This is a genomic window from Chengkuizengella axinellae, from assembly GCF_030730905.1.
GTDB lineage: Bacteria > Bacillota > Bacilli > Paenibacillales > KCTC-33759 > Chengkuizengella > Chengkuizengella axinellae.
The window spans coordinates 132,118-153,634 of sequence record NZ_JAVAMP010000012.1 but is presented as its reverse complement, the minus strand read 5'-3'; the positions used below and the strand labels follow the sequence as shown (position 1 = coordinate 153,634).

The following is a 21,517-nucleotide window of genomic DNA, read 5'->3' as shown; positions in this document are numbered from 1 at the left end:
GAATAATGTAGTTATTCTTATCATTAAAATTTTAAGAATACTGAGATTTCGGGGAGTAACACCATCATTGGCAACATCATTTACTGGATATACACCTTTTATCAATTCGAAAAAGTGACAGCCATTAACAAATTTGCAATAAGAAAAAGGAGCGTATATTAACTCCCATACTTTAAAAATTATTCTATACTTTTAACAAATCTTTGTATTGCTGTGTTCCTCATTTTTTCAACCATGTCTGGATTAGCTTTTAATTGAGGATAGATCGAACAGAGAAAATCAAAAGTTGTTTTAATAATAGAAGCGCACTTTTTACTCGAATTATTAATTTCAGATCCGGTAAAACGAAGTACATGTGCATATGGAAAGTGATAACTTAAGTTATACTCTTTCTTGGCATCCTTCTTTATATCTTTCACATTATTGTGATCTGCTTCACCATCACATTCTACAATCAAAATAGGAACTGGCCGATCCCCATCAATCGTCATGTACACTTGATCATATCGTTCACCTGCACCCTCAGTAAACCTTCCTGCAATATCTCTTTTACATTTAAGTAGCATTTCACCAAGAGTTAAGTTAATTATTGGGTTTAGTTCAATTTTTTTAACTTCATTTAATAAGATACACTCAATAGGACTCTCACACATTCTTGACCAATTATGACGGCAGCTTTCATACAGATCTTCATAGTCTTCTCTTTTCATCATTAATCGTTCACCCCATTGAAACCATCCAAGCTCTAAATCCTTATTCACACTAACCGTTGGGAATCCTTCCATATCCACTTTTTCTAGTTCTGTATTTATAAAATCAAAATGATTTGACAAGGCATTTCCTTTAGCATATTCATATTGGGTAGGGGCAAGGGAAAGTGAATTGCAATATTTTTCAAATTGATCTTGAGTCATATTTTCGAATTCCTCAGGTTTTGGGTATCCTAGGTTTTCTTTATTCGAATCAGGTTTCCACACCATTAAACGTTCCCTCCATAAATACAAATTTTATTTTGAACAATAAGTTTTATTTTATCAAACAAGTTAACAAGGAACCAAAATAAATAAAAAAGAGTAATCAAATTATTTTACATTTTATTGCACCATAAGCTAAAATATATTATAATGAGAGCATAATATTCATTCCATTCTTTTCCTATTACATAAGATGAAATGAATATCTCTTTAAATAAAAGAGTAGAAATCTATTTTTAAAATAGATATCCAAGTAGCACATAAAAGCTATCGGGTCTGGTTCAAATAGAAATATTCTGAACTAAGCGACTTTTCTCATGTATCAAAATAGGATGATACTCGCTGATAAAATGAGAGGAACAAAAAAACATATTTTTGCAGATTCTGGTTCTCAGAGATCTGAAAAAAGAAACTAAGTATGTGTTCAAAATACAAACATACTTTTTTTGTGTTTAAATTTAAGAAGGGAGGGAGTCCCTTGTCGTATTTATTATAGGACAAGGGGTTATCCCTATCCTTATATAAAATATGATGTTGGACAAAGAAATTGAATGTAAATAAGTAAGCAATTGTGCTTGCTAGCCAAAAGATCGTAGAAACTCTTTAGAGTTTTGCGGTCTTTTTTTATTCAAAAAATATTAGGAGGACAAAAAAATGAGTAAAAAAACAAATATTATGGATTCATATACTACAGAGGAGCTTACAGCTATCAAAATAATGAGTTTACCTTTTAATGATGTCAAAGATGAAGATTTAATACTGTATCTTTACAGATGTAAAGAACTCGGTTTAAACCCTATGTCCGGCGAGTTTATTATGCTTAAAAAATGGAGTGAGTATTATCAAAAGTACAATTACTCCTTTATCACAACCAGAGATGGTTACTTAAAATCAGCAAAAAATGATCCCAATTATGAAGGCATTGACAGTGGAGTGTACTGTGAAGGAGACTTACTAGAATTTGAAAATGGAAAAGTTCGTCACAAGTTTGGGACAACTAGAGGAAAAGTGATTGGAGGATGGGCTATTGTCTATAAAAAAGGCGTAGTACCCAAAACTGAATTTGCACCATTTAAAGAATATTATCAGGCAAATTCAAATAAATCCATATGGAGACAAATGCCGTCAGCCATGATTAAAAAAGTTGCTGAGGTTGCTGCACTTAGAATCATGTTTCCATTAACAGGTGTCTATACATTTGAAGAAATGAATGTAGAAACGCCTAGAGACATAAATGACAGTAACACGCCATTTCAACAGCCAATAAATGATAATGCAATTTCAGAAAATAAGGAAGTAGATAAAAATAAGACTGAATCAATCAAACCAAATCCTATGGAAATATCTGAAGAGAACAATACTGACCTGGGATCAGAATCATATCAAACTCATCCTAATGAGGTGCCTAGGATGTCTTATCAACTTAAAAGCATAAAAGCTGGTAATTCAAAACAGGGTACACCTTATTATGTACTAACTCTGTCTGATGATTGCAACAGAAAAGCAGATATGTACGCATTAGGAGACATCATGGAGAAAATTAATGAACTAGATCTTAGAGAAAATAGTAGAGTGCATATAACTATAACGTGTCAGGATAATTGTTTTGTTATTAATGATATTGAACTTGCAGCAGTATCTTAATGATTGGAGGAGGATATATGAGTGATTTTTTACCTGATATATATGAAGTTGCTCAAATATATGGACTTTCATTAAGGAAGTCTCGCAGTCAGTATAAAGCCTTGTGTCCGTTTCATGAAGAGAAAACACCTTCATTTTATATTAACCCTGAAAAAAACATTTTTAAATGTTTTGGGTGTGGTGAAGGTGGCGGTGTAATCAAGTTTAAAGCGAAGATCGAAGATAAAAGCGAGCAAGAAATATATGAAGAGCTTAAAAGTCAAAAAACATTTCAATCAAATAAAAGTAGCCACCCTGCTGAGAGCTTAACTTCTTTTCAATTTCGAGAAATGTCTGAAGTCATTCCAGAACTTTCACATTTGGAAAGAAGACCCAATTGGGGAATCATTAAACAGATAGGGAATGAAGAATACCTTCAATTTAGGGATAAAGTATGGGGGCATTGGCTTCAATTTTTGGAATATGAAAAAAAATCAGCTGTGATGACTATCAAATTTGGCATTAGACTAAATTCTGTTAATGCAGCAATAGAAGAAATTAGAAAGAGAGAAAAAGAACTTGGAGTAACTCTCTTTGAAAATAGTACCCAGTAAAAAACGAACCTAAATAGTTACCCTTCCTAGTCAGGGATTAAGAATCAACTCCCCTTATACTAGGCGGGGAGTAATTTAGGAGAGATAAAGATGAAAGAAAAATTAGTAGGTGCAGCAAAAATTATGGAAGATATATTTGAAAAAGGAATCTATGCAGAGAAACAAAGAGCTAAACATCGAATGAACATAATTAAAGATCAAATCATGGCTAGCTTTCCAAAAGATTGTAAGAGATTAGTGCTTAATAAACATGTATCTGCTTTTTACCGAGTGATGCCAAAGTATGAAGTGGATCACGTTGGTCTTAATGAATATTTAGCTAATCTTGGTTACTTAAATGATGATTTTGTCAAAATGATGAAGAAGGATGAAATCATTAAAAAAATAAAGCCTTTTGAAAAACCTAGAGAAAGATACATTAAAATGTATCCCAAAAAACACGCTAAACCACAATTACAACCATTAGATTATTCATCTTATTTATTAGAGCAGTTAGCTTATTTTTGGGAACAAGCGAACATAGAATTTCATCATTATGATGATCTTGAATCAGGTGCAAAAAAGCAAATGCTTTTATGCGAAAAGCTAAAAAAAGAAAAAATGACCTGTAGTTTTGGATCTGTAAATTACGTGATTAAACCAGCGCAATTTAATATAAATGATATTGCAAATGAGTATGGAATCGATTTTGTAATTGAAAATGCTAAGGTGACAAGTGAAGGAATAGATCTCTTAATTAAAAAGGGTGTTATTTCCAAGAAGGAAGTATCTAATTTCAAAAAAGAAATAGATAGAGATGTAGTTTTTGTCATTACTCAAATGAAAAACGAAGAGAAGTCTCGACAAATGTACATTAATAACAATGTGATTAGAATGCAAAATCAACAGGAAAAAATCAAACCAACACATCATTATGCGGTCTAAATTAATTTAAAAATAAAATATAGAGGAGGGAGCCCTCATGAGTGTATAAGGGGGCTCTCCCTTTACATAGATGATGGGCAAAAAAATGAAGATAAAAAGATTAATTATAATTTTAATTTCTTTTCATATGATGACTCAATTAGCAGCATTAATTCTCGTAAAAAACAATCTACTTTCTATAAATCAGGCTTTTACTGTTTTAATATATGTTGGAATCATTGGAGGCCTGTACGCTGATTTTGTGATTGAGGAAAAAGAAATTGAGGATGAACAAGAAAAGGGAAGAGATTACACTTTTTATCAATACACTAAACACTAAATAATATGCCTTCCATTCGGCAAAGATTTAAATACTATAGTAAATCCAATCTATTACTTGGATTAATATGGTAAAATAACATGGACAAGCCTTAGAAAGGGGTAAGTTATGAGAGACGATAATGATCGAAAAAAGTATTACACAAACAGAATTTTAGAACTATCTAAAACGTTTGATGATAATATAAAAAAGTTTAGAGATCAAAACAATAGAACAAAAAGAAGTAATTGGATATTGGTTCTAATTTTAAAACCTATTACTCAATTAAGTAATATAAAAAATATACAAAATCAATTCACTAATTTATTGTCAAGATCATTGTCTATACCCTTGATAGTTAGTTTCCTCCCTATCCTTTTACCTAATACAGAATACTTAGAAATCATTCAATCAAAATATTGGGTAATCATTAGTTTTATCGTAGGATACTTAGTCACTTTAAGGGTTAATTATCTAGACATGATTGAATTAGAAAGTGAAAGTTTTCATATTGATGCCTATGCATTCGCTAAAAAAACTGAGTTTCGTTTATTTAATGAGGCTTTTTCTCATGATATTACATTTGAGGAAATATTCCATTATATGCATGAGTCTTTATCAACTAGAGAGGTAATAGATGAACGGTTATCAGAAACGATGAGGAATGTATTTAAAGAAATACAGCTTCAGTTTAATATTGAAAAAGAAAAATATATCTTTTCAGCAGAACAAATAGAAGAGATTGTTGAAGAACAAGAATTAGTAATTACTAAACTCAGAGATAGAAGGAACTACTATGCTCAATTCAGTAGATTATTACAATTATTCATTGAAGAAGTATCTTCTATATTTGATAGAATAGAAGATGGAACTATAAATTTAAGCCATTTTAAAATATTTCCTTTTACTATATATGAAGTTGGAAAAAAATCTATAGTAGGAAAAAGAATCATTAATCAAGGGACATATATTAATGACGAAAACATATTTAAAAATATGAAGGTTACTACTCACACGACCCAAGAAATTAATTACTCAGACGATTTACGTATTGTTGTTATTAGAAACGGAGATTGGATTGTTAATTTTCACTTAGAATTGAAAAAAAGCAATGCAACTACTAGATTAATTACCGAATATGGTATAATAAGTGAAAAGATGTTTTTTTCTCTTATAAATAATATTTTTATGTTAATCGTTGATAAACTTTCTGGGGGTGTTGAAGGTGTCCGTAAAATACGAAGTTAGAGAACTTAAAAAAAGAGATACAGTAAAGTTAATTAATGAACAGATAATAGAATCAGATAAAGAGATTGAAGCTTCCAGGAAACACATTCATGATCTCTTGTACAGAAAGAATGAGAAGAGCAAGAAGAATAATGGAACTTTGGCCTAGTGCCAAAGTTTTTTTGTATATTAGTGGCCTACTTCGGTAATAACTAGTTTTAAAAAAGGAGTAGGCAGGAGTTATGAAAAAGAAAAATAGCATAGTTTATGGAACTTTTAGAGGGTTAAAAAATCAAAACACAAAAGAATTGATAGAAAAAGATATAAGAGATACAGATGAGTATGTAGAAAAAAAAAGAAGAAGGATTAATGAAATTATTAAAAAGGGTGAAAAAAGATAATTTTTATAAAGTAATATGGCTATTTGAGAGGGTATGTTGTAATATATCAGGAAAAGAAAAAAACTTTCCCCTCAGTATTAAACAGACTTGTTAGAGGTAGATATATAGTCATACAGAAATATAAAAAATACTTAAGAAGGAAGAGTGTGAATTATGGAATGTCAACGCTAAACTAGACAACTTTTTTAAGGTGTTCAAGTTTGTATTCAATTGGGCTTAAATATCCTAATGTTCCATGAATTAGAATGTAATTAAACCAATGTATATAATCTTGTAATTCTATGGTTAACTCTTCTAAACTAGCAAATTGACGCCTTCTAATAAACTCTGTTTTGATGATCTTAAACGTAGCTTCAGCTACGGCATTATCATAGGGACAACCTTTCATACTTAAAGATCGTTTAATTTCAAATGTCTCTAACGCTTCATCTATCAACTTGTTTTTAAATTCATTTCCACGGTCTGTGTGGAAATACTGTATCTTACGAAGGTCCCTCCCGATGGAAGCAAATGCACGATAAACCAATGCTGCATCTTTGTTAGGACCTGTACTGTACCCAATGATTTCTCTGTTAAAGAGATCAATAAATACACATACATAATGCCATTTTTGATTGACTCTTACATAGGTTAGATCACTGACGACCACATTCAATTCTTCTTCTTGATCAAACTTACGATCCAATTCATTTTTTTGCTTAGACTCATTACATGTTGTTGGGTGTGGTTTGAATTGTGCAATTGTATAGGTAGAAACCAATCCCTGCTCTTTCATGATCCGACCAATCCGTCGTCTAGATATCACATATCCCAACTTATTTAACTCAAACTTAATCTTGCGAGTTCCATAATTTTGACGACTTTCATTGAAGATGTCGATAATGGTAGATGTCAAACCATCTTCTGAGGAATTATCTTTTGCTTCATAATAATAAGTGCTCTTTGGAATTTGTAGGACTCTACACATTGCTGATATTGAGTATTTGTGACGATTGTTCTTAATCACATTTACTTTCGTCCTATGATCAGCGCTGCTTGCTTTAAAATATCATTTTCCATTAACAGTTGTTTGTTTTCTTTCCGAAGTTTGTTTAGTTCGATTTGTTCTGGAGTTAGATTATCTTTTTCTTTAAACGATCCTGATGTCTCACTCTGTACAATCCATTTATCGAGAGCAGAAGGTGTTAATTCATATTCTCGGATAATATCTTTCCGTGGCTTGCCACTTTTATAAAGCTGTACCATTTGTTGTTTGAATTCGGGCGTGAATGTTCTTCTTTTTCTTTTTGTCATAGTAGATTCTCCTCAATGATATTAGTTGTATTCTACTTGACCTTAATTTTTCTGTCCAGTTAAGTGTAGCCGATCTAGAGATCATTAAAGATGGGAAAAGGTCATAATATTATTGGAAATAGAGATATCCTCTTCGAAAAAGATGAAATGTATTAAAATTATTACATAATTAGTGAAGATTAGTGAAATGTCTACAAACTATCCCTAAAGTAGAAATCAAAACAGGCAAAGATGAAAAAAACAGTCCGCTCAACTTTGAACGGATCTGTTAAAGGTGGTTAGAACCCCCTTATAATAATAAAACTTTATTTCACAAAATTTAATTAATTGACTCTAAACTATATTACTCTCTAATTCATCGCTCTGAGTGTATTGTTGTACTTTTAAAGAAGTTAGCCATAAATTTACTAACTCTACCCCATCAATAAGTTTAATATTCAAACCTTTGGCATATTGTTTTGCTCCCTCAGAAAATCCAGCAGTATTGATAACATACCCACCTTTTGCGTCATGCTTAACCATGTTTGAATGTATTGATGCTATTGGATCATATGGAATGTCATTTTTATATGCTTTAACTTGACCCAAATACAAAGCCCCCTTTACTCTGTGTTCAAAATCGATACCAAAATCACCTGATCCTTTTGAAACAGTAACTTGCCCACCATAGTTTATCTTAATAAGATCAGCAACAAAATGTTCAAAATCAAGAGGGCGTTCTTTTAGAAAAGTTTTAGAGCTTTTTTCAAACATGACTCTGCCATCAGGTAATTTTCTTGTTGGATAATTGAAGCGATAATACAATCCCATTGCTAAAGTTTGTTTAAATTCTAAGTCGGATTGTATAAATTTTTTTAATTTTATTTGAAAAAAATGGGGATTTTTCCATATGAATACCCCTAATCCAGTTAATAAAATTAAAGCTAATATCACATAATCCATTTTATTCTTCACCTCGATTGTTACTATTCCCAAGAATAAAAGGGTTATTCAATATTATGGAAATGTTAAGTCCAATAAGATTAATCTTTTATTGGCCTAGAATCTTAAATTTAATTCTTCTACTTGATTATCCCATTCAACTATAATTTTAATCATCTCATTTTTTTTCATTAGCATACTTCTTATGTAATATAAAAGATCATTGTATAATAAAAGAAATGAAAAATTGGTAGGTGAAGTCATGAGTAAGTATGAAGTCAACGAATCTGTATGGTTAGCGACAGCAATAATGGCCTATGAAACATACTATAATACTACTAATCCAAATCGGGAGATGATGTATTTTAAACAAAAAGATATACAAAACAAAGCTCTAGAACTTTGTAAACAAAATGTTAATAGTGCAAGAATTTCACAATGGTTTAATGCGGACCATACTAAAAATACATTTAACTATCTTCGTGAAGGAGATAATTCATCTAGGCGTCTATCTTTTCAAGGTGAATTTGGCGGGATTAAAGAAGTACCGGATCTAAATCAAAGTGATATAGTGAATACCAATCTAGGACCTAAACAAATTAAAGAAATACAAGACTTTATTACTAAGGAATATACATTAATGTTTACAGGTGGTAATGTTCAAATTTCAACTAATGATATTAAATGCATATCCATCTTAGATTATCTTGATGAATACGGAGGACAGGCTTACCAAGATCCTAAAAAAGCAGATCCATCTAGGAAACCTGTGCTTTTAAAGTTAAAGGCTGCAGGTGGTGCCGCTGTTGATGAACTAGATAAAATGGTGGATCTATGTGAGAAACGTTTTGGATTAAAGAGATATGGTAAACGCAAATGGTTGAACGGTGGAGGAAACAAAGCAAGAAAATACCTATGGAGGCAGATGAAGATGAAGGGTCAAGAGGATTGTCCCACAAGCTTATCTTTATTCGCTGAGATTGTTGAGGGGAAGGCTAGATTTAAATTTTCTGTGGAATTAGATGAAAAACAAAGTAAAGATGAAGATTACATCAAGCATCATCGATTATTGAATAAAGACATTTCAGAAGCGTCAGACGATTTAATATACATTGCAAGCAAAAAGGAAATGAAGACAGATCTAACTCTTTCAACAAAAGAAGTTAAGCAGCTTATTGATGATGGGATTTATAGAAAAATTCAAATTGCTCGGATTATCACTAGAGATCATATAGAAACTAAATTCCATGATGATAAAGGGATAATTAATGGTATGTTGAACGCAGTGAATGCTTTAATTCCTTATTATGAACTTGTCTTAGGTGAAGGTACGGAAACTACAAAATATCCATCGAATGATGGTATGGAATCAAATATTAGGGAGGGGAAATTGAATATGCTAGAAAGTAATAAGAATATGATATTATATGGTCCTCCTGGCACGGGTAAAACATATAATACTGTAATTTATGCTGTAGCTATAATTGAGAAAAAATCAATTGATGAAGTTAATCAAGAATTGTATTCATCTGTTTTTGAAAGATATAAAAAGTATAAAGCTGATGGCAAGATAGCATTTACTACATTTCACCAATCATATGGATATGAAGAGTTCATTGAAGGTATAAAGCCAAAACTAACATCTCATGATGATGAAGACACGGAAAATTTAGAATACAAAATTGAGTCTGGTTCATTTAAAAAATTCTGTGATAAAGCAAAGCAGATTAAGGTTAAGAGTACCTCGTTAGGAATAAACTCGAGCCCTACTATATGGAAAGTATCTTTAAAAAGCAGCGGTATCAACGAGATTAAAGATGATTGTTTTAAAAATAATAGGATAAGAATAGATTGGGCAAATAGAGACAAAGTTTTAACGGATAAGTCTGTATTCCATTCAAATAAAGAAAAGGGTATTTTAATGTACTTTCAGGATGAAATGAAAGTTGGTGATATTGTTCTGACTTTGTTAGATCAGGAGCATATTGATGGAATTGGAATTGTTACAGGGGGTGCTGAGTGGCTTGATGATGTTGATCAATACCCCAGAAGCAGATCTGTTCAATGGATAGCAACTGGCATTAAAGAAAATATAGTTAATATTAATCAAGGAACTAAGCTGACAAGCTCTACTGTTTATAGACTTGATAAGATTGATCAAACAGAAATGAATAAACTGATTAATAAACATTTAAATAATCAAGATGTTGTTGTAGAAGAGAACAAAGAGAACTATGTCTTTATTATTGATGAAATTAACAGAGGAAACATTTCTAAAATTTTTGGTGAATTAATTACATTGATTGAATCAACTAAACGATTAGGAAAACCAGAAGCAACAACAGCAAGGTTACCATATTCTGGGACTGATTTTGGTGTACCTAATAATGTTTTTATAATTGGAACTATGAATACTGCAGATAGATCGATTGCATTAATGGATACAGCACTAAGACGAAGATTTAAATTTATAGAAATAATGCCTAACGAAGAAGTATTAGAGGGAATTAAAGTTGGTGAAATTGATATAATGAGGATGCTCAAAACGATTAATGCAAGAATAGAATTCCTGTTTGATCGTGAACATACGATAGGACATGCCTATTTTGTTTCACTTGCTAAAGAGCCAACATTAGAGACACTTGCTGATATTTTTCAAAATTCAATTCTTCCTTTGATGCAAGAGTATTTCTATGAAGATTACAGTAAAATACAACTCGTTTTAGGTGATAACGAAAAAGATGAGGATTTTAAGTTTATTAAGGATGAGGCATTAAAAATAAAAGAAATCTTTAAAGGTAATCCAGATGTTGATTTTCCTGAAAAGAAGTTTAGTGTTCAAAATGATGCTTTTTATAAAGAGGAAAGCTACATTAAAATCTATGAGTAGAGTGTGAAGAATCTATGCAGAAGAAACTATTGGAAATTAAAGAATATGAGTTAATTACCTGTAATGAAGAATATAAAAATGACAGTCAATATAAGCATCTAGACAGCATATCATTTAAAGAATTAGAAGATCTTATTTTAACATTTAAAAATGAAGAGGAGTCTGATGCTTTAGATTTTTTTAGTCTTACTTCGAGACGGAATGTAGGTAAAGTCATTCGTGCAAAGAACTATGTTGGTGTAGTTCAATTGAAAAATGGTACACAAATACAAGTTCTTCCTAAAATAGATTCAAAAGACATAGATGATACAAAACGTACATTTTTACGGATGTTAAAGAGCATGAGGGATTTTCCAAGTAAGGTTTTTAATGATACAAACCTGAAGTTAGAACGAATGAGTTTATATGAAATATTTATTAATTTATATATTCAAGAAGTTCGAAATCTAGTAAAAAAGGGTTTGAAATCTACATACTACTCAGAAGAAAGTAATAGTAATCTCTACAAAGGAAAACTAGTTTTCAATGAACATATTAAAAAAAATATTGTTCATAAAGAAAGGTTCTATGTAAGGTTTGATGAGTATGGGATGAATAGAGCTGAAAATAGATTGATTAAGGCTACACTCTTAAAACTCATGAAAATATCTTCAAGTTCAGAAAACATCAAGGAAATACGTCGATTATTAACAAGTTTTGAGTTAATAATTACTTCACACAATTACGTGAAAGATTTTAATAAAGTTACTATTGATAGAAATACAAAAGATTATAAAATTTTAATACAATGGTCTAAAGTTTTCTTATTAAATAAAAGTTTTACTACATTTTCAGGTAATACAACTGCAAGAGCATTACTGTTTCCTATGGAGAAAGTATTTGAGGCGTATGTAGGTAGAAGTCTGAAAAAAGCTCTATCAGGTACAGAATGGCATGTTTCATTGCAAGACAAAGGATATTACCTTTTCGAACGTCAATTTGCGCTAAAACCAGACATAGTACTTGAAAATCAGAATAGTAGGAGAATTATTTTAGACACTAAATGGAAAAAAATTAAAAATGATTCGAGATCTAATTATGGAATTGCACAATCCGATATGTATCAAATGTATGCCTATGCTAAAAAATATGAAACAAATGAAATTTGGCTTTTGTATCCACATAGTGATGAAATGATATATACAGAAGATATTCAATTTAAGAGCAATGATAATGTAGTAGTAAGAGTATTTTTTATTAAATTAAATGATATTGAAGTTAGTATTAATGATCTTATAAGTTTTATTGAAAAGTCCAATTGAAGGCAGTGTTGGTGAATCAGCCTTTTATTGAATAGTGGTATATTGGAATGTTTGATTCCAACATATATGAATGATATTGAATTATTAAAACAACTTATTTCATTATTAAAAGGCATAAGAGTTAGAAAAATGATTACAAGAAAATTTGAAAGATAACTAGTTTGTTTCATTCTTTCATAATAAAGCGCATTTTACTCTGTAAAATTAAATACATATATATTATTCATATTACTTTGATAATTTGTATTTTAATATAATGTTATACATTACATCAAAAAGTAGATCACTTGATATAGTGGTGTACTTTTTTTCATGTAAAAAACCTTTTAAACTAACTCACTATCTTACTACAAAATCAATTATTTACAGTAATAATAGAGGTGGAGTATAATATCTCAGAAACTGTAACACATACTTCTATCAGATATCTAGTTGAAAATATGTTTTTTTAAAATCAAAATAACAACACAGATTAAGCAGGTGATAACTCATTGTATTTAAATATTGGTATAATTATCGCCCTGAGGGAGTTGAAAGTCGATTTGAATTATTAGTATTTGACCCTCGAAACGAACCTTTTTTACCCTTAACGGAGTTCTATCAAGATTGTTTAGGGAAGATCAGCAAAAGTTCTGCGTTATCATATCTAAAATCACTTCTTCCTTTTTTTGGTTGGATGGAACTATATAGTAATTATCAGGGGAAACGTATTCAATGGGATGACCATCCACAAGTTATACGAGAAGCATTTGAAACTTATCTTATGGACGAAATGGCATGCAAGATACGAGAGAATAACTCTTTTTTCTTAGTGAATCGTACAAACAAAAGTCCTAACACAGTTAACCGATTTTTATCAGCTTTGAAATCGTTTTATAAGTCCCTTATTCAATTGAAACAATATAAGTATTCTAATCCACTTGTAAACTCCCAATCCATTTTGGAAGAATATACGAACCAAACTACAGGTGCTAGAAAGGGAAAGCTTCGTATGCCAACAGTAGCAGGCACAGAAGACCCTATTCCACATCGGAGATTAACTGACTCATATTTTAAACTTGTCAATGAAGAATGGAGGCCTGAAATTATTGATGATCCACACCTACCTTATAGAATTTATCAGGCAGGAAAAAAGGTGAATTGGTCCTTGAGAGAAGTTGTTATTGCTCGTATGCTTTTTGAGACAGGAGCAAGAGCATCTGAAGTGATAAAGTTAACTATTGGAGATTATCGAACCCGAAAATCGTTTCAAGAAGTCAACACATTCAATAAAGGGAGTCATGGAAGAAGAGTAAAGTTTCTTCGTTTTAGTAAAGATACAGTAAAGCTTTTGTTTCGATACATAAATAATGAGCGCATAATACTAGATAGCTTTAACCGTAATTTCGAAGCATTACCAGACAATGAACCAATATTTCTTACGGACTCAGGAACCCCTCATAATTATAATGCATGGTATTATCACTGGAACAAAGCAATGAATAAATGTGAGATAAAATTGAACCCACATAAATCAAGGCATTGGTTTGTTACTACAAGGGTAAATGAAATTTATAATACATCTAAAACTAAAGCAGAAATAGAGCAAAGGAAAAGTGAATTGATTAAATATGTAAGATGGTCAAATAGCAGTACTATTGAGATATACGAACATCATTTCGATGAACAAAAACATAGAGAATCACATGATAGAATGCTAGAGCACATGAAAAAAAATGAAAAAGAATATGTCGAACAAAACAAACGTAAGCGAAAGGGAAAATCATTTCTACCATCCTTGGAAACTACGAAAGAATTTAAAATCGATGACAAAATACAAGAGTTTTTAGATGGACTGGAGTGATGACATTGGAAATAACAACAGTAAAATCAAACTCTCCTTTTTACCAACAATTATTAAATAAAGTAGACAATCAAGTTCTCCACTTACAAGACATAAGAGGTACATTTATATTAGATAAAGTAGATGAAAAAAACTTAAACTATTTTGTTAATAACGTAATAGATAAGCCGTGGAACAATCATCTGTTACTTATTATGTTTGTTTATAGAGAGAGAAATGCAGATGTTCAGAGTATAAGTAATATATGTGTAGTACTTTCTAATAGATTAAAAAATGTATTTGATAGTTTTCATTTAAAAGACATATCAGAGTTTGATGTTGAAATTCATATGTATCAATATCTAAAAGGCACTATATTCTCAGAGCATTCTAATAATATGAGGATGGATTTTTTAAAACATTACAAAGCTGGGGCTACTAAAACAAGTAAATGGGTTACATCAAAATTGAGCAGAGAACAGCAAACGGACTTTAAGAAATATTTATTTCCAAATCCATCTTTTTACTCAAGAGATTTTTCCTATAGAAAATCAGTTTTTGAAGATAGAAAAAACATTAGAAAGAGTGAAACAGATGCCATTGTTCCTTTACTTCCTCAAATTCGTGCAGAGGGACATTTCCGTTGCAATCAAATGAAGCGTCTACGACAAGCTTTTTTAAAAGCATGTGAACAAGTCAAAAGGAACAATACAGGTTTACCTTTAGATTTTTCTTACGATGAACCTGAGCGAGTTGGAGAACGGTTTTATTTTCGTTTGTGGGATAAACCATCCTTTGTATTATACCACCAAGATCAATTTTCTCTATCTACTATAAGCACTGCAAGAAATCAAACTAGCACATATTCAGAAGAAAACAATCAATTCTTCGTCGAGTTTATAAAATCAGAAAGGATTGATAATGAAGATTTTGCAGATGGTCTTTGGTTTATGGAACTTTTTGAAGAAGGAATATTTGGAAAATGGACTCAAAACTCTAAAGATAACGAGATAACATCAAAACGTCAGTTATTACAAACGTGGGGCTATGGAAAAGTGGATTCGAATGAAAACCCAACACCATTTTATTCACGACATAAAGGGATATTAACCCCAAGCAAGTTTATATCTCGAATACAGGATAAAGCTAAAGGGATTCTTATAGATGTGGAACCTTTATATATAGCGACAATGCTGGGATTGTTAGCATTAGACCTTTCGACCACAACAGGTGCGAGATTAAATGAAATTTTACAACTTAGCCATACAAAAGAGTGTATTCGGATAATAAAAATTGGAGATAAATTAAGGTTTTCTTTTTATGCCGTTCCAAAAGGTAGAGATGAAGTAGAACCTTTTTATATAAGTGAACAATCAATGAAACTAATTCAATCAGTTTCAAAACTATTAAAAGAACATTATAAGAATGATAGAATTCCAAGTGTTAAATATAGCCACACTCGAAAACATTTGTTTACTAAACCTAAACCTTATTTATTCCAATATAATTATAAAGCACTAAGAGATCATGCTTTATACTCTAGTTTGCATTTTTTACTTCATGGATTACGATTTGAAACACAAGAAGGTACTCCTGTCATTGTTAAAACACATTTATTACGGCATGCTTTTGCTACAGAAGCTGTGCAACGACAGAAAATGCCTGTAGATATTGTGGCAAAAATATTGCACCAACGAGATGTTAACATAACTGGTTATTATTCAGAGCCAACTCCAACTCAGGTAGCTAAATCCGTTGGAGATTTACATGATGTGATTTCTGACTATATTGACATAGATGAGACGGTGCTTCGAAGTCCTCAAGAGCTTGAAAAAGAGTTAAAGGAACATAAAGAAAGAGTAGGTGTTCTTAACAATGTATTAGGGGGCACATGTGTAACAGATCATATATGTCCAATTAAGATGGAATGTTTAGGATGCCATGCTAAAATACCTGAACCCGAAAAAAAACAAGAATTATTTGATGTGATTAATTTATCAAAAGATATGGAGAAACGATACTCAGAGATGGGACTAAATATCGAAGTAAAAAAAGCAAGAACAATGAGAAAGCTTGCACGTAATGAGCTAAAAGAAATAAAGTTAATTGAAGAATATAGAGAGGAACAAACATATGAGCCACACATTCAATTCGACAAGTAAACGATCGTGGTTAAAGGATAATCATCAGAAACAAAAAAATCGCTCGATTCAATTAGGAAAAGAAGCAATTGATCTTTTAGTCAATCAAGGTATCCCTGTCACACTTGAGACAATTTCAGATAAGTCCAAAGAAATCGATCCTAGTGGTAGAGGTATTCATAAAAATACCATTCGTTCTAATCCAGAATTGTACGACCATTATAAACAACATAGTAAAACTTATAAACAGAAACAAAAAAGTCATAAATCTAGATTTAAACAATTTACAAACGTCAAACGTGCTGAGTATCAAAAGCTAACTTTGCAAAGGAATTTAAAAAACGTAGAAAATAAATACATGTCCTTAACTAAGAAAGAACTTGTACAAAGATTAATTCAGGCGGAACAGTATATTGCAGAAAAAAACAAAATATGGATAACTAATCAATTTGAATTGTTTAAATAGAGAAAGTTTTAGGGATATACAGAATTATAAAGTTAACTAATCTAGTCTAGTCTTTATAAAAAACCATAATAAATAAAGTTGATACATATTGAACATGTAATATGTATCAACTTTTACTTCTTGTTCAACAAAAGCGCCATTTTGTGGAAGAACTTATTATCTCTATCAGAACTTCTTCACTTGCTATAATTCTATATATAATTCTTCTATTTGATTATCCCATTCAATAATAATTTCAATAATCTCATCTTCTTTTATTTTTAGATTCCTCCCTCCACTTGCTGATATATCATCAAACCTATTCCCTGTCACATTTTTAAAATGACCAGAAGAAGTACCAATACTTGATTTCACTTCTATATTTACATTTTTTATAAAATCACTTCTATCACCCAAATAATTTAATTTTGCAGTTTGAGTTCCATATTCACCGGAACTTACAAAAGTATAAATTACTTCCCAATTATCACTACTACTTTTAGATTCTAATGTATAAGAGTTACTACAAGAGCTAAGAAAAAACAATGAGAAAAATAATATGGTGAAACTTAATTTTTTGAAAAAAGCCATATTTTACAAAATTATCTCCTATCTATATTTATGAGTAAATGATTGTTTTTCCGACTGTTATTACTTACTAGTCAATTTATTAATACAACTCCACCCCAAAGGTTCAATTTGTTGAGGCATATCATCTAATTAAAATCATCCAATGTTCATCGTTCTTTAAGAAAAATTTCAATCATTCAAAATCAATACCATATAATTTTCATCATAATACTCATCATGTACTTTTAATGCTTGTTCTTCTAATCCAAAGATTTTAAATCCTAATTTTTCATATAGATTCTTTGCAGCAACGTTAGTTGTTACAACGGTTAAATTGACTTTCTCTAGCGTTTCTATAGATTTTGCTTTTTTGATTGCAATAAGAAGGAGTTCTTCACCAATACTTAATCCACGCATTTGAGGACTAACATACATTCCTAATATATTGGCTCTATGTTTTAGTTTTATTGATGTTTCTTGTAGTAAAGTAACAACTCCTACCAGTTCTTCACCCTTAAATGCTCCAAAAGTGAAGTTTCCGTTACTAGATATATTTTTGGCCACACCTTCTATTGGATTTTCTCTTTTAATAGCTTCATCATAACTTTGGGCGAAAGCCTCTGGGTTTTCTTTTAATGCTTCCAACCTTAAATCCCAATATTTTTTTGCATCAGATGATTCTAACAATCTAATATTCATATGGTCTCCTTTATATATAAACATCTTATTTTATTGAACATTAATGCTATGCTAAATTAGCACTTTACTTTAGATATTGTAATTAATAATATCATACTTAAGTCGATTAGTTCTTCCACAATACCAGCTAATAGGAAGTCAAGAATAACCTCTAAAAAAATTATTCTTGTTGTGTTAAGATGAAAATAAACATACCAAATAATCTTCCTTAAAAGTAATAGGAATAATTTTCTTTTAATTGATTTTTATGGTATAAGTTATATCACAAATGTCTCTTTTCTTTTTAGTAAAACATAAATCCAATGAACGAGCTTATTAGCACAAGCAATGACAGCGACTTTATGTGGCTTACCTTCCTCTCGTTTCCTATCATAGAATTCTTTTAATCTAGGATTTCGAGTGTTTATCAGACCACATTGTACTGCTGTATATAAAACCTGTCTGAGCTTACTAGAGCCTCTTTTCGTTATACGATTAATACTCGCTTTAAATTTGCCTGATTCATGAACACTAGGATCGATTCCTGCGAAGGCAACGAGCTTTTTAGGGTTATTAAATCGATCAATCTCACCAATCTCAGAGATGATTGTTGCCGCAATCTTACCTCCAATTCCGGGAATTGATCGAATAATATGATAAGATTCAAACTCTTGAGCCATAGCATCTATCTCGGCCTCTAACTGGGATAGGTGTTTTTGGTATTGAAGAAGCATTTCAATATACATTCTTAAACTAATAAGATGGCTGTAATAAAGTGTTTGTTTATATGGATTTTTGTTTGCGGCAGATTTCAATTCTTCCGCCTTCTTCATGGACCAGGACTCAGAACGACTCCTACATAAATGATGAATTTCAGATGCAATTTCACTAAGACTCAGTTCTTCAACCTCTTTAGGTGTCTGAAAAGATAGTAGGGTGCGTAAGGAAACCTTTGAAAATAAATCCCCAAATACACCTTTATATTCAGGAAAGATCTGATCTAAAATAGTGTGAAACTGCAATTTGGTTTGTACGTAGGTTCCCGTCAAAGAATCATGTTGTCTACTGAGATTACGAAGGTTTAGTGTTTGAACACTTTTCTTTTGAAATGCTTCTAAGTCTTCCTTGTAATACAACTCACAGAGGTGATAAGCATCTATTGCATCTGTTTTAACTTTTCGTAGACTCACTTTTTTAGCCTCATATGAAATGACAGGATTAACTAAATAATAGGTTACACCATGATCCTCTAAAAACTGCAAGACAGGCTCGTGATAGTGTCCCGTTGATTCAAAAATAACACTGGGAGATTGACCAGCTAATTGCTCTAATTCCTGATAAAATAAATAAAAATCATGTAAGCCCATTCGATTATGCTTAAATTTAAAACTCTTTTTGTAAGGAGTTTTCTTTTCTAGAAAGGCTTGAACTTGGCTTTCTCCTTTTGCAACATCCAGACCAATGACTGGATCCATGCCATATCACTTCCCTTTAATAGATTTGCCGGCAGCCCCTAACCTATCTTGTAGTTTCATAGCTTCGCTTGTTATACGGGATCAATGTCCCAACCAGCCTCAAACATGTTTCTACAAGTAGGGGGTGAACAGTATTGTGGACGGGATCGAATCCCAATGGCCCGAACGTTCTACCCCGGCTACTTTAAGAATAATACCTATTAAAAATAGGTCAACCAGAAATACTGGCTAACCTCATAATACGATCTGGCCCATTTGTAGCAGATGAAAGTAAAAGAAGACGTAACAGAAAAAAGGATAGATAAAGTTAATAATTCTACTTTATCTATCCTTTGACTTATTGTCTTTATAATGTTACACATCATATAAGATAATAGACTCTCATTTATAATAATGTCTTTTTAACAGTTTTAATAAAACTTTAAGAGATGCGCTTTATTATGATTTGGACCATATCGTGAAATAACTAATTTGGAAAGGTTTGTTCTAATCATAAGATTTTGGAAACTGATGGAAGGGGAAAAGAGTATTTTGTCGAATCCTTAATCTCATACATATCTATTACGTAACAAGGGGAGATACTATTTGAGGTTTTATATTGAAATGATTAATGTTGGCTTTGGAGATTCATACGTTATTAATTTTAACAATGAAGGTCGAATGGTTAGAATATTAGTTGATGGTGGTCCTGAGAGAAATCCAATTAACATTGATAATATTATGGATATGATTCAACCTACTCATTCTGAGGAAAATGAAGATCACGGATGTGAAAGGAAAAGTATTAATGGAATAGTTGTAACTCACATTGACGATGATCATATAGGTGGAGTATTGAAACTACTCAATCATTCTGATGTTGAGAAATACATAGATTTATCACAAGATTGTTTTATTATTTTTAATGATCTTGTTGATCCAGCAACCATTAGTTACAAACAAGGAATTCGTTTGAAGAAAATAATCGATAAATTCCCGAATCTTTCATTAGTTCGTACCTATGAACAAAATAAAAGATTTGAGATTAATGGTTTTGAGGTTTGTGTTCGTGGTATTAATAAACTGGAACCTATTAATAAGCAAGAAGATCTAATTATTATCGATATTCTACTTCCATTAAAAGAAACAATAAAGAGGCTAATGAAAAAGTGGAATGTCCAAAAAAAAGACTCAAAATTGATTAATGAATCTTCCTTATCCTTCGTTGTAAATTATAAGGGGAGGTCCATTTTACTCTCAAGTGATAATTTCTATTCAAGAATATTAGAACAATTACAAAATATAAAATTTAATTCAACTTTTGATTTAATCATGCTGGCGCATCATGGATCGATAAGTAATAATGAGAAAATACTTAATCTTATGGATGAATACCACTGTAAGCAAATAATGTTACCTCTATCAAAAAGTACAAGTCACCATCCCAGTACTGTTGTATTAGATAAGATATTAGAACGACCAGAAAACCAACTTTTCTGCCCAGTTGGACTTCATCTCCTTTCAAATTATAAAGATAGTAATCAAATAAAGTTTGTAAATTTAATTGAAATATAAAAGGAAGGAGTTAACAAAATGTTGACAAATGTAGTGAAAGTATCAACGTTTAATAGTATGACAACAGGCATAATTCTCCCCTGTAAATATAAGGAAAATTCTGAAACTGAATATTATATTGTTCTCTCGACATTTCATTTACTGTGGAATGATGGCATAGATAGTATAGATAAAAAAAAGATTAAAAGTAATATCAATGACTACATAAGGATAGATATCTTTGATTTCAATCATAATACGATTGAGTATTCAATAGAAAATGTGTTTATTGGTGATTCGTTATTAAAAGAAGATGATGTATTTGCAATATTAGTTGGAATTAAAAATCATAAACTTCCATTTAATCATAAAATATCATTTGAGGAT

18 protein-coding genes and 1 pseudogene are annotated in these 21,517 nt (G+C 31.0%); 13 read left to right on the top strand and 6 right to left on the bottom strand.

All coding sequences use genetic code 11. From position 1 onward, the window contains the following. Positions 1-179 precede the first annotated feature (179 nt). On the bottom strand, positions 180-980 hold the full coding sequence (locus Q5Y73_RS19130) for a PDDEXK family nuclease (protein WP_305993524.1): 801 nt from the start codon (positions 978-980) through the stop codon (positions 180-182). 648 nt (positions 981-1,628) lie between these two features. Here Q5Y73_RS19130 and Q5Y73_RS19125 point away from each other — a divergent pair. The 7 genes and pseudogenes from Q5Y73_RS19125 to Q5Y73_RS19095 all read left to right on the top strand — a co-directional run bounded on the left by Q5Y73_RS19125 (position 1,629) and on the right by Q5Y73_RS19095 (position 6,061). Beyond that, positions 1,629-2,618 carry a RecT family recombinase gene (locus tag Q5Y73_RS19125; RefSeq protein ID WP_305993523.1) on the top strand — a complete coding sequence of 330 codons (990 nt, stop codon included), beginning with the start codon at positions 1,629-1,631 and terminating at the stop codon, positions 2,616-2,618. A gap of 92 nt (positions 2,619-2,710) precedes the next feature. Next, positions 2,711-3,211 (top strand): annotated as a pseudogene (locus Q5Y73_RS19120) (CHC2 zinc finger domain-containing protein); the annotation flags it as partial. Between the two features lie 90 nt (positions 3,212-3,301). Next, positions 3,302-4,135, top strand: coding sequence for a hypothetical protein (locus Q5Y73_RS19115; RefSeq protein WP_305993521.1), 834 nt, complete (start codon positions 3,302-3,304; stop codon positions 4,133-4,135). An 85-nt stretch (positions 4,136-4,220) separates the two neighbouring features. Then, the gene (locus Q5Y73_RS19110) at positions 4,221-4,454 is read left to right on the top strand and encodes a hypothetical protein (RefSeq protein ID WP_305993520.1); all 234 of its coding nucleotides are present in this window, start codon (positions 4,221-4,223) and stop codon (positions 4,452-4,454) included. 108 nt (positions 4,455-4,562) lie between these two features. Next, positions 4,563-5,681: a hypothetical protein gene (locus Q5Y73_RS19105; protein WP_305993519.1), complete on the top strand. Its 1,119-nt coding sequence runs from the start codon at positions 4,563-4,565 to the stop codon at positions 5,679-5,681. Then, positions 5,659-5,829, top strand: a complete 171-nt coding sequence (locus Q5Y73_RS19100) for a hypothetical protein (RefSeq protein WP_305993518.1) — start codon at positions 5,659-5,661, stop codon at positions 5,827-5,829. Before Q5Y73_RS19105 ends, Q5Y73_RS19100 begins: the two co-directional genes overlap by 23 nt. A 73-nt stretch (positions 5,830-5,902) precedes the next feature. Next, positions 5,903-6,061 (top strand): hypothetical protein, encoded by a 159-nt coding sequence (locus tag Q5Y73_RS19095; RefSeq protein ID WP_305993517.1) that lies wholly within the window; start codon positions 5,903-5,905, stop codon positions 6,059-6,061. A 172-nt stretch (positions 6,062-6,233) separates the two neighbouring features. Here the strand turns inward: Q5Y73_RS19095 and Q5Y73_RS19090 are convergent. Both Q5Y73_RS19090 and Q5Y73_RS19085 read right to left on the bottom strand, forming a co-directional pair. Continuing rightward, positions 6,234-7,354, bottom strand: a protein-coding gene (locus Q5Y73_RS19090; protein ID WP_305993516.1) for an IS3 family transposase whose coding sequence is annotated in 2 segments (ribosomal slippage) — positions 6,234-7,105 and positions 7,105-7,354 — 1,122 coding nt in all. Because the reading frame shifts where the segments join, the coding sequence is not laid out codon by codon here. A gap of 333 nt (positions 7,355-7,687) precedes the next feature. Next, complete coding sequence (locus Q5Y73_RS19085) at positions 7,688-8,308, bottom strand: restriction endonuclease (RefSeq protein WP_305993515.1); 621 nt, start codon at positions 8,306-8,308, stop codon at positions 7,688-7,690. Positions 8,309-8,537: 229 nt separating this feature from the next. Between Q5Y73_RS19085 and Q5Y73_RS19080 the strand changes: the two genes are divergently transcribed. The 5 genes from Q5Y73_RS19080 to Q5Y73_RS19060 all read left to right on the top strand — a co-directional run bounded on the left by Q5Y73_RS19080 (position 8,538) and on the right by Q5Y73_RS19060 (position 16,895). Further along, positions 8,538-11,165, top strand: a complete 2,628-nt coding sequence (locus Q5Y73_RS19080; RefSeq protein ID WP_305993514.1) for a DUF8426 domain-containing protein — start codon at positions 8,538-8,540, stop codon at positions 11,163-11,165. Between the two features lie 14 nt (positions 11,166-11,179). Beyond that, complete coding sequence (locus Q5Y73_RS19075; protein WP_305993513.1) at positions 11,180-12,466, top strand: McrC family protein; 1,287 nt, start codon at positions 11,180-11,182, stop codon at positions 12,464-12,466. Positions 12,467-13,142: 676 nt separating this feature from the next. Further along, positions 13,143-14,309: a tyrosine-type recombinase/integrase gene (locus Q5Y73_RS19070; RefSeq protein ID WP_371320239.1), complete on the top strand. Its 1,167-nt coding sequence runs from the start codon at positions 13,143-13,145 to the stop codon at positions 14,307-14,309. Next, positions 14,309-16,450: a site-specific integrase gene (locus Q5Y73_RS19065; protein WP_305993512.1), complete on the top strand. Its 2,142-nt coding sequence runs from the start codon at positions 14,309-14,311 to the stop codon at positions 16,448-16,450. The genes Q5Y73_RS19070 and Q5Y73_RS19065 overlap by 1 nt, the downstream gene beginning before the upstream one ends. Further along, the gene (locus tag Q5Y73_RS19060; RefSeq protein WP_305993511.1) at positions 16,422-16,895 is read left to right on the top strand and encodes a hypothetical protein; all 474 of its coding nucleotides are present in this window, start codon (positions 16,422-16,424) and stop codon (positions 16,893-16,895) included. Before Q5Y73_RS19065 ends, Q5Y73_RS19060 begins: the two co-directional genes overlap by 29 nt. 183 nt (positions 16,896-17,078) lie before the next feature. Here Q5Y73_RS19060 and Q5Y73_RS19055 read toward each other — a convergent pair whose 3' ends face one another. From Q5Y73_RS19055 to Q5Y73_RS19045, 3 genes are all read right to left on the bottom strand, one after another. Continuing rightward, entirely contained in the window at positions 17,079-17,465 is a 387-nt protein-coding gene (locus tag Q5Y73_RS19055) for a hypothetical protein (RefSeq protein ID WP_305993510.1), read from the bottom strand. Between the two features lie 168 nt (positions 17,466-17,633). Beyond that, complete coding sequence (locus tag Q5Y73_RS19050) at positions 17,634-18,143, bottom strand: GNAT family N-acetyltransferase (protein ID WP_305993509.1); 510 nt, start codon at positions 18,141-18,143, stop codon at positions 17,634-17,636. Positions 18,144-18,400: 257 nt separating this feature from the next. Further along, positions 18,401-19,597 (bottom strand): IS110 family RNA-guided transposase, encoded by a 1,197-nt coding sequence (locus Q5Y73_RS19045; protein ID WP_305993508.1) that lies wholly within the window; start codon positions 19,595-19,597, stop codon positions 18,401-18,403. 585 nt (positions 19,598-20,182) lie between these two features. On the opposite strand from Q5Y73_RS19045, the gene Q5Y73_RS19040 reads away from it, so the two are divergent. Then, complete coding sequence (locus tag Q5Y73_RS19040) at positions 20,183-21,151, top strand: MBL fold metallo-hydrolase (protein WP_305993507.1); 969 nt, start codon at positions 20,183-20,185, stop codon at positions 21,149-21,151. The last annotated feature ends 366 nt before the right edge of the window (positions 21,152-21,517 follow it).